Raw genomic sequence first — 15,947 nt, forward strand, 5'->3', positions numbered from 1 at the left:
TGATAATCTGCCCACTTTCGTTGCATTTCTTCAGAAAAGGCGATAAAATAAACCTAAATTATGCTATTTTAAGGAGGCTTATAAAATAAAATGAAACTTACTCCCAGACAATTATTGGATCTATATTTGGAGGGAAGAAATCAGCCGAACATTCACCGGATTTATACCATGATGGCACCACATCTTGTCTCAATAGATGAAGAAAAACAAAGCTTGATTTTGGGTTTTCCCATCCGCGATTGGCAGCTAAACGATATGGGCAATCTTCACGGTGGAATGATTTTCACTGCCATGGATTCCACGATGGGGACGCTCGCCGGCATTTTTGCTCCCGGTCATGCAGGCCCTACAATCCAACTGAGTATTGATTATGTCTCCCCGATGACAGCAGGCGATGAGCTTCAGGTAGAAGCGATCATCGATTATACCGGTCATCGGGTCACACAAACCCGTGGAATCGCCCGCAGCGCCAAGACCGGCAAGATTATCGCTTCATCCCACGCTTCCTTCTTAAGTCAAGGACGCATGGAAGATTAAAAAGCAGCCCGGAATTACAGAATTTTTAAATCAAATCACGGAGGTTTCAATTTATGAAGCATACCCCTCAAGAGCTTCTCAACTCTTTTATCGAAAACCGCAATCGTACTGATGTTGATACACTCAATACAAAAATGACCCCTCGGCTGATTGCCTTTGATGAACAAAAGCAAAGTGTTAAACTGGGATTTCCGATTCGGGAATGGCAGCTTAATCCGCTTAATAATATTCACGGCGGCATCATTGCAACCGCAGCCGATTCCACAATGGGCTGCCTGCCTTATATCTTTTCCGAGGGACACGATGGCCCTACCATTCAAATGAGTCTTAACTATGTTGCCCCGGCCGCTGCCGGCGATGAACTCATTGTCGAAGCTGCTGTCGATCATCTGGGACACCGTATCTCCCAAACACACTGCACTGTTTACAGCAGAGACACCGGCAGAGTTGTTGCCACAGCACATGCTTCTTTTCTGGTCAGTGGAAAATCAGCAGACTGATTTTAAACCTTATCACGTATACTTATTATTATCTTAGAAATAAAAACAAAAAGGACCGGGTTCCCGCAAATGAAACGGGCCCGGTTCCTTTTATAAAAAGAAAGGATTTCGGCGCAATTTGGTTTAGCGAACAGCCTCAAAGCCATGCTCAAGGTCATTCAAAATATCATCAATATGTTCGGTGCCAATGGAAAGGCGAATGGTATTCGGCTTGATTCCTGCCGCCAGCAACTCTTCTTCGGAAAGCTGGCTATGCGTTGTGGAAGCCGGATGGATTACCAGAGACTTTACATCGGCAACATTGGCAAGGAGTGAAAAAAGTTCGAGTGATTCTGTAAATTTCTTTGCTTTTTCAGCATCTCCTTTAATTTCAAAAGTGAAGATGGAAGCAGCTCCATTTGGGAAATAAGAATCATAAAGCTCTTTTTCACGGCCGGTTGCCAAAGACGGATGGTTAACTCGCTCCACCTGGGGATGATTCTTTAGATAATCGACAACTTTCAGCGCATTTTCTACATGGCGCTCTACCCGCAGAGAAAGGGTTTCGAGGCCTTGCAGAAGCAAGAAGGAATTAAACGGAGAAATTGTCGCTCCCTCATCTCTCATGATCGTTGTGCGCAGTTTGGTGATATAAGCCGCATTCCCGCAGGCTTTGCTAAAGACGATGCCATGATAAGAGGGATTCGGCTGAGAAATTCCCGGAAACTTGTCGTTCTGAGTCCAGTCAAAATGTCCGCCGTCTACAACAACGCCTCCCATTGTAGTCCCGTGACCGCCGATAAATTTCGTTGCAGAATGCACAACAACATCTGCACCGTATTCCATAGGTCGCAGCAAATACGGCGTTGCAAAAGTATTATCCACGATAAACGGGATTCCATGACGGTGTGCAATCTGTGCAATCGCCGCAAGGTCAATTACATTGGAATTGGGATTTCCCAGTGTTTCCGCGTAGAGCAATTTTGTATTCTCTTTGATTGCCTTTTCAAAATTTTGCGGGTCGGAAGGATCTACAAAAGTGGTTTCGAGTCCCTGATCACGCAGTGTATTTGCAAAAAGATTATAGGTGCCTCCATAAAGGTCGGAGGAAGACACAATATGGTCTCCTACCTTTGTGATGTTCTGCACCGCATAGGTGATTGCCGCTGAACCGGTCGCCGTCGCCAATGCACCAACGCCGCCCTCGAGCGCTGCAATGCGCTTTTCAAACACATCGGAGGTCGGGTTCATCAGGCGAGAATAGATATTGCCTGACTCTGTTAGGCCAAATCTTCCGGCCGCCTGTGCAGAATCTTTAAACACATAAGAGGTCGTTGCATAAATTGGTACCGCTCTGGAATCGGTCGCCGGGTCAGGTTTTTCCTGACCGACATGAAGCTGCAAAGTTTCAAATTTATAGTTTTTAGAAGACATGAGAATCTTTCCTTTCCGTTTTTTAAGTCATGTTGATTGTTTTTGTAAAAGCCCAATCACATTCGTCCAAAGCGGAAATTTTGTCTCAGCAGTTTTTCAAATTTATGTTTCATTAACATCCCACCATTTCTGTTGGTTTGTTAATACAATACCCTCTTTTTCATACTATGTCAATAGGTTTAATATGATTTAATTAAAAATTAAAATAGAAAAGTCAAATTATCTAGTATTGCACAACTAAAAATGCTGTTATAGAAAAAGGTCCCTGCCAAAAGATATCTTTCAGTAGGGATCTTTACGCCGTTTTAAACAGCATTTTATTTTTGCGGCTCTTGCTGTTGTATTAAATCTTTTAATGTAATTCCTTCAAAAAAATCATGAACAAGCGTATCAAGTTTTTCCCACATAGGAAGAGTTCGGCAGGTTCCTTTTCGGCTGCATTCATTTTGATTGCCGCTTAAGCAGGCCACCGGTGCAAGGTTCCCTTCCGTTTCCTGTAGAATACTTCCAATCGTGTATTCTTCGGGTGCACGGGCAAGTTTATAGCCGCCGCCCTTTCCACGCATCCCAATCAGATATTGATTTCTCGAAAGGATTGCAATAATACTCTCCAAATATTTTTCAGAAATTTCCTGTCGCTCAGCAATTTCTTTCAGCGGAACAAAACCTTCCCCGGTATGCTCCGCCAGATCCACCATCACCCGCAGCGCATATCTTCCTCTGGTTGAAATCATCATTACTTCCGCCTTCTTTCAGTATTTTAATTATACAATAAATCCGATAGGAAAATCAAGCTGTCGCCAAAGATTTCTGTCCCGATAGGACTGGTTCCGCCTTTCTCTTTATGATATAATATCACTACAATCTCAAAAATGAGGAGGGAAAAAATGCAGCGGCAATTACTAAATTACTTTAAAAAATCTGACCGGATCCTCTGGGGAATTATGCTCATGATTACTGCGTATGGGCTGCTGCTCTTAAGAACAGTCCCTACAGAAGAGGGACGCCGCCTTTCTTATTTTGCGGTTCAGCTTTTAGCAGCGGTAACCGGATATTTTTTTGCGCTTCTTCTCTCTCTGATCGATTATCGACAACTTGCTCATTTTTGGTATGTAGTTGCCGCGCTCTGCCTATTTTTGATGCTTTTAACGCAGCTGAAAGGACAAACGGTAACGGGTGCCGACGGGGTTGCTGCCAAAGCATGGATTTCATTGCCGGGAGGGTTAACCTTTCAGCCAAGTGAACTTGTAAAAATTGGCTTTTTAATCACTTTTGGCAACCATTTATTTGTTTTAAAAGAAAAGGGGCTGCTCACTTCCCCCTTGCATGTGGTTCTGCTTGCCGCCCACGCGATGATTCCTATCATGCTGGTTCATCTGCAGCACGATGACGGCACTGCCATTATTTTTTTCTGTATGTTTTTATTTATGTCATTTGGTGCTGGAATCCAGCTACGGTACTTTGCAATTTTGGCCGGACTTGTGACCATCGCTTTTCCAATCGCATGGACTTCTGTCCTGGATGTTTATCAACGCAAACGTTTTCTAATTTTTCTTCATCCGGAAACTGACCCGCTTGGATATGGACTGCAGCAGCTGCGGGGAAAAATCAGCATTGGCAGTGGAGGCTTTTTCGGAAAAGGCCTTTTTCAAGCTCCCCGCGTCAATTCCGGATTGGTGCCGATTCAGCAAAGTGATTTTATTTTTTCCGTTGCAGGAGAATCTCTTGGATTTGTAGGTTGTATGGCAGTAATTGTACTGCTCGCACTCCTGCTTACCAGAATTTTAAAGGACTCAGGATATTCGACTGATCTTCTGGGAAGCAGTATCTGCATGGGCTACTTTGGAATGATTTTTTCTCAGATGATTTTTAATCTTGGCATGTGTCTCAACCTTTTTCCTGTCATGGGAGTCACCTTGCCATTCTTTAGTGCAGGAGGTTCCTCATCCTCCTGTCTGTATTTTGGTATTGGGCTGGTACAAAGCGTTGTCATTCACAGACGTTCCAGTGACCGCCTGCTCTACACACCCGCAAATTGACAAAATGGCAGAAACTTCTTATAATAAGGAACATATTTGCTAATGATAAAACGAAGACAAAGAGGGAATTTTCCCTTTCACAATGATAGGAGGAGTCCGGCATGAAATGGCTGTCTGTAAAAGCCGCAAGGCTGATGACTGCGCTTTGCCGAAAACTTGGCCGTTCCGGTAGTGCATGGCCAGGAGCAGCCGCCAGAGCGGTAGACCCATGGATTCTGAAAAAGCTGGCAGCAGATGTGACCGAAGGGATTATCGTCGTCACCTCTACAAATGGAAAAACCACAGTCAATAATCTTCTTTACCGAGCACTCCAATCGCAGGGAAAACGGGTTGTCTGCAATGCAGAAGGCGCCAACATGACCAATGGCGTCATTGCAGCATTTCTGCGAATGGCGGATTCTCATGGAAAGGTGCAGGCAGATTGGGCGACTTTAGAGGTGGACGAGCTTTTCACCCGTAAAATCGTCAAAAAAGTGCAGCCAACCTATCTTTTGATCAATAATCTCGTCCGTGATCAGTTGGATCGATGCGGAGAACTGGATACGGTAGCCGCAACCATTCAAAAAGCTCTTTCGTTTTCTCCCAAAACCACGGTGCTCTATGATGCCGACGATCCTTTGGTCACTTATGTTGCTAAAAATTGTGGGCACCCTGCCAAATCCTTTGGACTCTGCGAAACGCTCGGTTCCTATAAAGGAAAGAATCAGGGCGGTTGTTTTTGCCATTACTGCGGAACTGAATTGCAGTATCACGGCGAACATTATGGCCGTTTAGGAGACTTTTACTGTCCAAACTGCGATTTTGCCCGTCCTATCCCGGATTACCAGCTGAAAGATTTGACGATCGGATTTGGTGAGCAGACTGAATTTTCAGTTAACGGAGAAACGATTCAGAGCCATTTGCCTGGAATTTATAATGTCTATAATGTGCTTGCCGCCTATACAGCCGCCCATGAAGCAGGAGTTTCCACACAAAAGTTTCAGGAAGCTCTCAATCATTACCATCCTCAGAATGGGCGAATGGAATTTTATCAGAATCTAAAAAAGCCGTTGGTCTTGAATCTGATTAAGAATCCGGATGGCACCAACCAGGCTATTTCTGTCGTTTTGCAGGATCCCCGCCCAAAAGCCGTTATCATGATTATTAACGACCACGATAACGATGGCAATGACCCTTCATGGTTATGGGATACGGATATTGATTTGATGGCTTCTCAAAAAGGAAACACCTATTATGCCTGTGGAATTCGGAGAAATGATCTGCAGGTTCGCATGAAATACGGCGGACTGCAGGCAAAACTCTGTGAAACCGTACAAGAAGCAATTAATGATGCGCTTTCGGGTGACCGAGAGGTCGTCTATATTCTTCCGAATTACTCTGCGCTTGCCCCCACTAAAAACTTTCTTGATCATTTGGCATCGAATGAAAAGGAGGGAGCATAATGGAAAACCGAAAAATTACGATTGGTCACTTGCTGCCGGATCTTTTAAACCTTTATGGTGATGACGGCAACATCCTCTGCCTCTCCAAACGAGCTCAATGGCGCGAAATTGGGGTAGAACAGCGGGATTACTGCCTTCACGATCCGGTAGATTTTGAAAATTTAGATATCCTTTTTATCGGCGGTGGTCCCGATCGGGAACAGTCGATTGCAATGGATTATATTCACTCTCTTCGCTCTCCTATTTCTGATTATATCGAACGCGGCGGTGTATTGCTTGCAATCTGCGGCGGCTACCAGTTTCTCGGCCGCTCCTATATGGCCGCTGATGGTTCTAAAGTAGATGGTCTTGGACTTTTGGATTTGGAGACGGTCAACGGCCATGGAAGATTAATTGGCAATTTAATTATTAAGACTTCTCTCTGTGAAATGCCCGTTGTCGGATTTGAAAATCATGGTGGGCGCACTTCTCTTGGTCCTAATGTCAATCCGTTGGGAAAAGTACTCCATGGAAAAGGCAATAATGGGCACGACGGCGGCGAAGGCGTCCTTTATAAAAATGTAATTGGCACCTATCTGCATGGCCCACTTTTAAGCAAAAATCCACAGTTGTGCGACCACCTCTTATCTACTGCCCTTCAAAATCGTTGGGGAGACGGCACACTTGTTCCTTTGGATGATACCATAGAAAAAAATGCAAATGCTTATATTCAGCAGCGATTTTTACACGCTCTGAAAGAATAAAAAAGGCCTCCGATTTTTCGGAGGTCTTTTTTATGACACCATTACGTTTGCACAAAGGATTTCTGCATTTCCTGTCGTTCTCATTTGAAATCCCCATGCACCATATCCCCGGGTGACTGCCAGAGTAAAATTGTTTTCCCGGTAAATACCATTTGAAGGAGTTTGATAATGTAATTTAAAAATAGAATGAACAATCAAATCTCCAGGCCAAATCTGACCATTATGCGTATGCCCCGAAATTTGCAGCAAAGCACCCTCCTTTTCTGATTCACGATAATCCTGTGGCTGATGGTCAAGTACCAAAAGAGGTAAATCAGTATGTTGGCCTTTTAAGATCTGAGAGATGGGCATTCTTGAATGACTTTTTCCACCAACCGTATAATCATCACGTCCCAGCAGAAGAAGCTTCCCTCCAATATTTTTTGTTTGATTGCAAAGCAGCTCAACACCGCTTCCTTGATAAAAGGCTCTCATCTGTTCAGGAGTATTATAATAATATTCATGATTTCCCATAACTGCATAGACTCCATAACTGGACTTTATGGAGGAAATTTCTTTTGTAAAAGTCTCTTTATCGGCTTGATCCGTTCGATCATCCAAAACATCTCCAGCAAAAAGCACCAGATCAGGATTTAGGTCATTGATTCGCTCCACCATCTTTTTCAAATCTAATGTACCGCCCACTGTACTATAATGAAGATCAGAGAGTGCCACCACCCGCATTTTTTCCTTTCCCTCATGACCAACATTAAAGGATGTAACCGTTGGATTCTGCAATGCCCAGAATCCCCAACAGCAAATTGCAATGCTAAAAATTGCGCCTACTGCAAGTTTATATAGTTGAAAACGTGGTGTTAAAAAGCGTTCTTTCTGATGCAAAACAGCTCCCAAAATTTTTTGAAGCAGCCTTAGAACCACCAAACTGATCAAAAAATAGATTAAAAATCCCATGACCCAAAAACCAGCTGCTGAAAGTCCCCTTAGGGAACGCACCGGAAATAAAAATTGATAAATAGAGCCCATTGGAATGATTTCCAGTATGAAGCAAATCCCCCCAAAAAAGTTCTTCTTAATTCCCGAAAAATTTTGCGAGATAATTCGCCAGATCCAACGGTCGAACAGCAGCATAAAACAGAGATAAGCTACCGTTCCCAAAGCAAACAAAAGCACATCTGTCAAAAAAGGAAACCCTCTTCCTGATTATTTTTTAATAAAGCGGTACATATCCTCCGTTTCTCCAAACTCGCCAGCAAGTAAAAAGGAAATCCCCTAAAATTAAAAGAGTTGTCCCCCAAAACCAAGCTTTTCTCCGACTAGGCAAAACAGAATCGGCCCAGCGATTAATTTTAGGAATCACAAGCAAAGGGTAAATTCCTCCAGCCAAGCCCCAAAAAATGCTGACCGGAAGCGAAATATATCGCAAACTTAATGGGAAAACTCCTTCATAATACCACAGTTGGATCCCAAATTGTTCTAAAATTAATCCGCTGAATCCTTCGAAAACAGTCCCCGCAGCTGCTACCACAAAAAAAAGACGCCAAAAATTTTTAATGGAAGGCTTCGGTGATTTTCCCATTAAAAGATAAAGAAAGACTCCAACCGCATAAATTGGACAAAAAGGCAAACTAAGAAATCCTCTGTCCTGCAAGGAGTGATATAAGATCGAACAAAAAACGGTTTCCATTGTCCAACCAAAAATACCGGCCCAAAGACAGTTCCAAAAAATCCGAAAATTTTTCTTAGAAGAAACAATTGAAGAAACAATTTTAGAAATCCAATTTATGGATTTTTCACGATATTGTTTCATTACTGAATTCCTTTCTTTTCCGCTTTTACCATTTTTCATATCCGTAATCAATATATCATATCCACGTTTTTTTGGCAAATTCATTTTTAAAAATATACAAATTAACGTATATGATCTTTCCATTTACCCTTCTTGCCAAACTGTTTAAAAGCGTGCATAATAAGAGCATAAAAATCAGTTTTTTACCAAACCGGGAGGATTTCTCAGATGAAAAAACAACTATCTGAACGCATTCAGAATACGCTTCGTATCGTGCTCAATGATTCGCTGTTTTCAAAGCAAACGACTCTGAGCAGCGCTAAAATAGAGCACTTTCTTTCTGATACAAATTGGATCGACTCTATGGAATCCACCCTATTCCCAATCACTAAAAGGCTAACCTGCGCACAAATTCTTGAATGCTGTGAGACCCCCCTCTCCAATATCTCACCAGTTCCAGAAGAAGGCTGGCTTTCTTTTTCTTTTCAGTTCGCAAAAAACATCATGTTTCCTGAACAATCATTTCGTCAGCAAGCAGAAAAATATCGGAATGGTGCGCTTTGCTTTCTAAATATTTTGCAGGTGCTTTTTGATTATGAGCGAAAAGCATTACCATTTGACCCCTTTATGGATTTTCATTTTGTTCCTCAGGAAGTGCTTACTGACAAGGACGACGTTCAAAAATACGGCCATTTTCTCGACGTTTTCCGCAAGGAATTTGTCTATGAACTAATGAGACTTGGAATTGAAGTGACCCCTTACCCTCTGCTTTATCATGTTGCCGGTGTTCATTATATAGCAATGAATGCTGCAAGAGGTCTTGATCATGCAGGCGTTCCCATTAACCTTTCCTTGATCTCTACCGCTGCTGCAGGGCATGACTTTGGAAAATTCGGCTGCAAAGTTCCGCAGCGTGTTCCTTATCAGCACTATTACTACACCGACCAATGGTTTTCCTCCCGTTATCTAAACGCAGCCGGCCGTATTGCCGCAAACCACTCTACATGGGATCTGGAACTGGAAAATTTAACGGCAGAATCTTTATGTTTGATCTATGCCGATTTTCGAGTCAAACAGATTCGAGATGAAAAAGGTCTTGAACACTCAAAAATATTTTCTCTTCAAGAGTCTTTTGATGTTATTCTCAATAAGCTTGACAACGTAGACGCCGCTAAAAAGCGCCGCTATGAATTCGTATATGGAAAGCTGCATGACTTTGAAGATTATATGCGCCGTCTGGGAATTGATGTGGATTTTACGGGAGAAATCATTCCTCCAAAGCCAAAAGTCAATGCAGCACTTCTTGATGAAACAGAAATTACCGAAGAAATTACGATGCGCTGCATTGACCACAATCTGCGCCTGATGCACCGCATGAACAGCGGCCGACATTTTGGGAATATTTTGGAAGCTGCTCACAGCGAAAAAGACTGGAAAAAACTGCGGGCCTATTTAAATATTCTTGAAGAGTATTCTATTTATCTCAGTCAACACCAAAAGGTTCAGATGCTCAGTTTCTGCTATGAACTGTTAATGCACAAAGAAGGCGCCATTCGTCTGCAGGCCGCAGAGCTGATGGGCATGCTTTTGGCAAAATTCAGACTCGGCTATCGAAAAGAACTGCCGGCAGATGTTTCCTCCGATCCAAAGGAGCAGACCCCCTTTACTCTTTGGACACGATTTTTAGACATGCTTATTTATCCGGACCATAAAATAACGATCCAACAGCGTGACCGAATCGGATATTCTGCAAAACGTGTGATTGCTTCTCTTCTGGAAAATTGTCAAAAACAAGATACTCCCTATTTTATGGATGCCATTATGCGTTATTATATCGCTCCCCAAAAAGTTCCCACAGACATCGCTTTTGTCCTGCTCAATCTTCTTCCGGATTCTGCTTTTTCCCTTTGCTCTGAATCCGTGCTTGATCTTTTAACGCAATTTGCGGGATATTTCTGTCTAAATGGAAATCAACTTCACTTGCAGGTTTCTGCTCTGCAGTTTTTAATGCGCATGACAGATACACTGCCCACCGACAGTCATTGCCGTCATCATGCTGGAAGCATTGCGCTTTCAGTCCCCTATGAAGATAGCTTTTCCCTGACTTTTTTGCAGTGCCATATTTTACAGAATGCCGGAATAGATGCAAGCCGTCAGGAACATAAGCTTTATAAAGAAAATATTCTGAACGAAATTTTCCGGGAAGATTTAAAGCCTTCTGTCCATTGGTCGGTTAAAATCGTCAATATCGAACTTTTGATGGATCAAGTAAAAGAGCGGCATCTGGAAAATCCAACTCACATTGCAGCACATCTTGCCAATTTGATTCGGATCAGCGAATGGGCCGTTGTCCGAGATGAAGCTGGGTCCGCATTAGTCGACCTGATTCCAATGTTGGAACCGGATCAACGAACAGAAATTGTTTTGGAACTTACCCGCAGTTTGGAAGGCAGCGAATACGAATTTTCAAAAGAAATTCCTGCTTATCTCGGCAGACTTGCACTCTATCTTGATCCGGAATCTTTGGAAGGATTAATCCGCCGTCTTCAACGTCTTTCAGGCAGTTCTAATCTTCACACAGTTTCGGGAACATTGGGCGTTGTCGGCGCAATGCTTGCTTCTTTTCCCTCTTATCAGACTCGATTTCCCCAATCAAAAGAGAGATTCGATGAATATAAAAAGCGTCTCATGGGATTATTGCTTTCCGGTCTTGCACATTTTCAGCAATCGGTACAGCAGGAATCTCTGCTGATTATTGGAAAAACGATTTTTGCTTCTCCGGAACTTTCCAATGAATCCAAAGCGGATTTGTTTTCTCTCAGCGCAAAAAAAATTCTATTCCTTCTCGACGAAAGCCCCGAAAATGAACTCTCATTTCTTTATCGGGCCGCCGCATTTTCGCATATTTATCGCTTTCTTTCGTTTTATCGGCTGGATCATAAATTTCCTGTCTATCCAAAGCAGAAAAAAATTGCCTTCTTTCCCGGCACTTTCGATCCTTTCACTCTTTCTCATAAAGAGATCGTCCGAAAGATTCGGAATCTTGGATTTGAAGTTTTTCTTGCGATCGATGAATTTTCATGGTCAAAAAAGACACAGCCGCATCTGATTCGCCGTGAAATCGCTAAAATGTCTATTGCAGATGAATTCAATGTCTATCTTTTTCCAGATGAAATTCCGGTAAATATTGCGAATCCAAATGATTTAAAACATTTAAAAGATATTTTTCCCGATAAAAGCCTTTATATGGTTGTTGGCAGTGATGTTGTACGTAATGCTTCCTCCTATCATACACCACCTTCAGAAAATTCCATTCATAGCATGAATCACATTATTTTCAGTCGTCTGGAAAGCGGAAAAACAACCGCTTCTGAGGATCAAAAAGCACAGGCCAAAATCACCGGAGAAATGATTCACCTTCATCTTCCAGATCATCTCGAAGACATCAGTTCTACCAAAATTCGTGATAATATCGACTTAAATCGCGACATTTCCAATCTGATTGACCCCATCGTAAAAGATTTTATTTATGAAAACAATCTCTACCTTCGCGAGCCGCCTTATAAACCTCTCGAATCTGCGGAAGGGCTTCATTTTCAGGAAGTTTCCTCCGATAATCAGAATTTCGTTGGTCCCCCAGAAAAAAGCATTTTGCTCTTAAACTCTGAAGAAAAAGAGCAGCTACTCGGAGATCTTACGATGTCCATTATTTCTCCCAGTGATCTGTTCGATGTTCTGCACGATCTTTCACTGTCAGACCAGATTCGCCGCAAAACAAGCGGTAAAATTCTTTTGATTACCGGAGTTCATACGCTTGCGCCATGGAAAACACAAAATATTGACCAGTTGCTGTTATCGGAAGCACTTTCTTCTGCACTGCGTCAGCATTGTGGATTTGCGCTATTTTTACCTCGTTATTCCGACTATTCCCCTGATCTGATTTCTACGCTCCGCCGACTTGGATTTTCAGAAGCCGGATCGAATCGTCTCGGCGTACCGTGCATGGCTGTCGACATGCACGCTCCAATTGTTTTGATTCAAAATCTCGAAACTACAATTAAAGAACCGCTTAGTTCCAGCCCCGAGCTTCTCAAAACAATTGGAGAAGCTCATAATCGTCTACTCTTGACTCTTACGGAACTCTATCCCGGGAATTTGGTACTTCCTTTTTCTGCAGAGATCATTTATCATCGCCTAGTTGAAAAGATTACCGCCGCAAACAATGTCCCAAACACGGTAACCGTCCCGCGAGCACTTGGAAAATCCATGTGTGTTCCATTCGGCAAAATTCTACGTGGAAAAGTAATTCCCAACACTGTTACAAAGACGCTGCACACAGATAAAGTTTTTTCGCCGGACAGCACTTCCAGCCGAATTGAAGCATTCCCACACTACACCCCCATTGAAAGTCAAGTGCGGTGTATCAAATCCTTTGACCGCCCTGTCATTCTTGTAGATGACTTGATCCACGAAGGAGATCGTATCCGTGCATTGGATCCAATTTTTCGCCGTCAACAAATTCCGATTCAAGAAGTTTTGGTCGGCATTCTTTCTGCTCGCGGCCGCGATCTGATGAAGCTACAGGGACACCCAGTAGACAGCGTTTACTACATTCCGAATCTGCGACAATGGTTTGTGGAGTCCACACTTTATCCCTTTATTGGCGGCGATACTGTTCACCGCAGCAGTAACCCGGTGCCCGGATTGCAGCCCTCTATTAACCGTTTCCTGCCTTATGCAATTCCAGAAGACTCCGGAGAATATTCCAAACAGGCAATCTTTTCTCTTTCCCGCTGCTGTATCGAAAATGCCATCGCTGTATTTCGAGTTTTGGAATCTCAGTATCGAGAAAAGTTCTCTCGCAATCTCACGCTTAACCGCCTTACGGAAGCAATCATTCTGCCGCTGTGTCCAGATAAAGGCAGCAGAATTTCTTATGACCCAAATCTCCCGGTCACAAGTTATCTTCAAAATGATCTCGAAATGCTGATGCGCATGCAAAATCTAATGATTTAATCGGATGTTCTAAGAGAGGTGTCATTGATATGTTTTACTATTACGAAAAAGATGGTCTACAACTTTGCAGTCTTAATCCGAATCTGCCGCTTGTAAAGTCCAAGTGTCCCAAAGCCGGAGATGCACCTACTATTTTTCTTTTTGAGCGGGATCCTCAAAATTGCCGTGCAGCATTCTCTGTAAACCATCCGGGACAAATTTTGGCAAAGGAAGAGGATATCCGTTTTTTGGATGCTTCCCGCATGCCCCAAGGAGCAGGTGATCCATTCCTTTCGGAGCAAATTTCAAAAGGACATTTGCGAGCTGTCAATTTTCGCCATCCCCGTTGGCCGGAATTGCTGAATTCACATGAAAGTTCTGGAAAAAAGCGAATCAATTTACTAGCAATCGGAGATGTCGGCAGTACCCTTTTGATCGGGTTATGTCTGCTTGGAAGAGACCAGATTTCTTCTATTGGCATTTGCGACATTTCAGAAAAAGTAACCGCACGGTGGGCTATGGAAATGAATCAGATTTCTCTGCCATGGAATTATGATGCTTTTCCACCCGTAGAAGTGATCTCTCCAGATCAACTCTTCGATTGTGATCTTTTTGCCTTTATTGCTTCTAAAGGGATTCCCCCGGTAGGCTCCGGTATAAAAGACGTCCGTATGGCACAATTTGAGGCTAACTCGGCAATTGTTTCTCACTATGCAAAGCTTGCTCGGGAAAAACACTATCAGGGACTTTGGGCAGCAGTGAGCGATCCGGTGGACCCTCTTGCCAAAACTGCTTTTCTTGCAAGCAATCAAAATGAGCATGGTGAATTCGATGGGCTTGGACTGTTCCCGCAGCAAATTCAAGGGTATGGGCTTGGTGTTATGAACGCACGTGCAGCGTACTATGCAAAGAGGGACTCGCGCTTTACGGATTTCTTATCAGAAGGTCGCTCTTTCGGCCCTCACGGAAGCGATTTAGTCATTGCAAATTCCATTTCACATTATGATGATACTCTCTCTAAAGAATTGACACAGCTAACAGTCACCGCCAACCTAAAAATGCGTGAAATCGGCTATAAACCTTATGTAGCCCCTGCAATTTCATCCGGCGCCCTTTCGCTTCTCCTCACCCTGGAGGGGAAATGGCACTGCGGTTCCGTTTATCTTGGCGGCGCTTTTATGGGAGTCAAAAACCGTTACACATCTACTGGAATAGAAACAGAAGTTCTTTCAAAAATGCCGGATCTACTGTTTGACCGCATTGAAAATGCATCTAAAAATCTGCGTTCACTGATCTAAAGGAGGCAATCGATTTGGAATCTTCATTATTGCTTTTTCGTCCAAAAGCTTCCGAAGATGTGAAAACGAACCGTCTGCAGCAAGTGCTTGATTATGCCCTTGATGGAATCTCTTATGACACGATAGAATTTGCTGATCAACTTTCTCCCTTAAATGGCAGAAAAATTTTATTTGCAATTGATCTTGGAAACTCCGGGGTTAACTTTGAATACTATCATTTTTTAAAATGGTTGCGTATGCATTCCAATGGCCTTTGTGACTGCACTGCCGGGATTTTAGTTGATGGGGAAAGTGAACTCTATACAAAATCCATCGCAAGTGAGTTAGTCTTTTCTGCGAACCTTGCAGGATGTGCTTTTGTTGGCCGCCCTTTGGTAGAAGGTACCCGCACGTTGGACAACTTTACAATTTTATCACAAAATATGGGAACCGATTCTTTTGGTGCTTATCAGGAAAGCGCACGCATCTTAGTAAAACGCCTTTTAAAAAATTCATTTCCCGTCCATCAAAGGCCAAACATACTGGCTCTTCATGCCTCAATTCGTCAAACTTCCAATACTTTGGCTCTCTGGCAACAGGTAAAAACAAAAATTGAAAATTCCTGTGATCTAACAGAAATCAATGTCCGAAACGGTGCTGTCTCAGATTGTGCAGGATGCCCTTACACAACTTGTCTCCATTTTGGCGAAGAAGGGCGCTGCTTTTATGGTGGTGTTATGGTAGAACAAGTCTTTCCCGCAATGAAAAAAGCGAATGCACTTATTATGCTATGTCCAAATTATAATGATGCCATTTCTGCCAACTTAACTGCCTTAGTAAATCGCCTAACAGCGTTATTTCGTCAAACTCGTTTTTATGACAAAGCAGTCTTTGCGATTATTGTCTCCGGATATTCCGGGAGTGATTTAATTGCCAGACAACTAATTGCCGCACTCAATATGAATAAAAGTTTTTATTTGCCCGGAAATTTCGCTATGCTTGAAACCGCAAATAATGCCGGTACTGCTTTAAAATTACCTGGAATTGACGATCGGATTGAAAACTTTTGTAATCGGATTATTTCGGTCTTAAAAGGATAGAGCAGTCTCTATAAAGTTCTTCATCCCATTCTAATCAAAAAGGCACCCGATTTTCTCGGGTGCCTTTTTTGCATAAGAAAACAGACAGAGCTTGTTGGGAACTCTGTCTGTTATT

General features: G+C 42.9%; 12 protein-coding genes. 8 read left to right on the plus strand and 4 right to left on the minus strand.

What is annotated here, in order from left to right; translation table 11 throughout:
• Positions 1–90: 90 nt before the first annotated feature.
• The gene (locus OP489_RS08450) at positions 91–537 is read left to right on the plus strand and encodes a PaaI family thioesterase (RefSeq protein ID WP_266161529.1); all 447 of its coding nucleotides are present in this window, start codon (positions 91–93) and stop codon (positions 535–537) included.
• A 53-nt stretch (positions 538–590) separates the two neighbouring features.
• Entirely contained in the window at positions 591–1,037 is a 447-nt protein-coding gene (locus OP489_RS08455; protein WP_180340288.1) for a PaaI family thioesterase, read from the plus strand.
• A 123-nt stretch (positions 1,038–1,160) separates the two neighbouring features.
• On the opposite strand, the gene OP489_RS08460 is transcribed toward OP489_RS08455, so the two are convergent.
• Positions 1,161–2,450: an O-acetylhomoserine aminocarboxypropyltransferase/cysteine synthase family protein gene (locus OP489_RS08460; protein ID WP_266161530.1), complete on the minus strand. Its 1,290-nt coding sequence runs from the start codon at positions 2,448–2,450 to the stop codon at positions 1,161–1,163.
• 317 nt (positions 2,451–2,767) lie between these two features.
• Positions 2,768–3,187, minus strand: a complete 420-nt coding sequence (locus OP489_RS08465) for an RrF2 family transcriptional regulator (protein ID WP_416232444.1) — start codon at positions 3,185–3,187, stop codon at positions 2,768–2,770.
• A gap of 150 nt (positions 3,188–3,337) precedes the next feature.
• Here OP489_RS08465 and OP489_RS08470 point away from each other — a divergent pair, with 150 nt between their 5' ends.
• The 3 genes from OP489_RS08470 to OP489_RS08480 all read left to right on the plus strand — a co-directional run bounded on the left by OP489_RS08470 (position 3,338) and on the right by OP489_RS08480 (position 6,674).
• Positions 3,338–4,489 carry an FtsW/RodA/SpoVE family cell cycle protein gene (locus OP489_RS08470; protein WP_266161531.1) on the plus strand — a complete coding sequence of 384 codons (1,152 nt, stop codon included), beginning with the start codon at positions 3,338–3,340 and terminating at the stop codon, positions 4,487–4,489.
• 101 nt (positions 4,490–4,590) lie between these two features.
• Positions 4,591–5,931: a MurT ligase domain-containing protein gene (locus OP489_RS08475; protein ID WP_266161532.1), complete on the plus strand. Its 1,341-nt coding sequence runs from the start codon at positions 4,591–4,593 to the stop codon at positions 5,929–5,931.
• Positions 5,931–6,674 (plus strand): type 1 glutamine amidotransferase, encoded by a 744-nt coding sequence (locus OP489_RS08480; protein WP_266161533.1) that lies wholly within the window; start codon positions 5,931–5,933, stop codon positions 6,672–6,674. Before OP489_RS08475 ends, OP489_RS08480 begins: the two co-directional genes overlap by 1 nt.
• A gap of 30 nt (positions 6,675–6,704) precedes the next feature.
• Here OP489_RS08480 and OP489_RS08485 read toward each other — a convergent pair whose 3' ends face one another.
• Both OP489_RS08485 and OP489_RS08490 read right to left on the minus strand, forming a co-directional pair.
• On the minus strand, positions 6,705–7,844 hold the full coding sequence (locus OP489_RS08485; protein WP_266163511.1) for a metallophosphoesterase: 1,140 nt from the start codon (positions 7,842–7,844) through the stop codon (positions 6,705–6,707).
• A 37-nt stretch (positions 7,845–7,881) separates the two neighbouring features.
• Positions 7,882–8,481, minus strand: a complete 600-nt coding sequence (locus OP489_RS08490; RefSeq protein WP_266161534.1) for a putative ABC transporter permease — start codon at positions 8,479–8,481, stop codon at positions 7,882–7,884.
• Positions 8,482–8,688: 207 nt separating this feature from the next.
• On the opposite strand from OP489_RS08490, the gene OP489_RS08495 reads away from it, so the two are divergent.
• The 3 genes from OP489_RS08495 to OP489_RS08505 are packed head-to-tail and all read left to right on the plus strand — an operon-like array spanning position 8,689 to position 15,832.
• Positions 8,689–13,476, plus strand: coding sequence for a nicotinate-nicotinamide nucleotide adenylyltransferase (locus tag OP489_RS08495; protein ID WP_266161536.1), 4,788 nt, complete (start codon positions 8,689–8,691; stop codon positions 13,474–13,476).
• A 29-nt stretch (positions 13,477–13,505) separates the two neighbouring features.
• Positions 13,506–14,753 (plus strand): lactate dehydrogenase, encoded by a 1,248-nt coding sequence (locus OP489_RS08500; RefSeq protein ID WP_266161537.1) that lies wholly within the window; start codon positions 13,506–13,508, stop codon positions 14,751–14,753.
• Between the two features lie 14 nt (positions 14,754–14,767).
• A complete protein-coding gene (locus OP489_RS08505; RefSeq protein WP_266161538.1) occupies positions 14,768–15,832 on the plus strand; it encodes a flavodoxin family protein in 1,065 nt (354 codons plus the stop codon).
• Positions 15,833–15,947 lie beyond the last annotated feature (115 nt).

The organism is Caproicibacterium sp. BJN0003 (assembly GCF_026314295.1).
Lineage (GTDB): Bacteria > Bacillota > Clostridia > Oscillospirales > Acutalibacteraceae > Caproicibacterium.

Bases quoted from the DNA above. Each gene is read 5' to 3' on its own strand.
- OP489_RS08450 (WP_266161529.1), top strand. From the start codon at position 91: ATGAAACTTACTCCCAGACAATTATTGGATCTATATTTGGAGGGAAGA.
- OP489_RS08455 (WP_180340288.1), top strand. From the start codon at position 591: ATGAAGCATACCCCTCAAGAGCTTCTCAACTCTTTTATCGAAAACCGC.
- OP489_RS08460 (WP_266161530.1), bottom strand. From the start codon at position 2,450: ATGTCTTCTAAAAACTATAAATTTGAAACTTTGCAGCTTCATGTCGGT.
- OP489_RS08465 (WP_416232444.1), bottom strand. From the start codon at position 3,187: ATGATGATTTCAACCAGAGGAAGATATGCGCTGCGGGTGATGGTGGAT.
- OP489_RS08470 (WP_266161531.1), top strand. From the start codon at position 3,338: ATGCAGCGGCAATTACTAAATTACTTTAAAAAATCTGACCGGATCCTC.
- OP489_RS08475 (WP_266161532.1), top strand. From the start codon at position 4,591: ATGAAATGGCTGTCTGTAAAAGCCGCAAGGCTGATGACTGCGCTTTGC.
- OP489_RS08480 (WP_266161533.1), top strand. From the start codon at position 5,931: ATGGAAAACCGAAAAATTACGATTGGTCACTTGCTGCCGGATCTTTTA.
- OP489_RS08490 (WP_266161534.1), bottom strand. From the start codon at position 8,481: ATGAAACAATATCGTGAAAAATCCATAAATTGGATTTCTAAAATTGTT.
- OP489_RS08495 (WP_266161536.1), top strand. From the start codon at position 8,689: ATGAAAAAACAACTATCTGAACGCATTCAGAATACGCTTCGTATCGTG.
- OP489_RS08500 (WP_266161537.1), top strand. From the start codon at position 13,506: ATGTTTTACTATTACGAAAAAGATGGTCTACAACTTTGCAGTCTTAAT.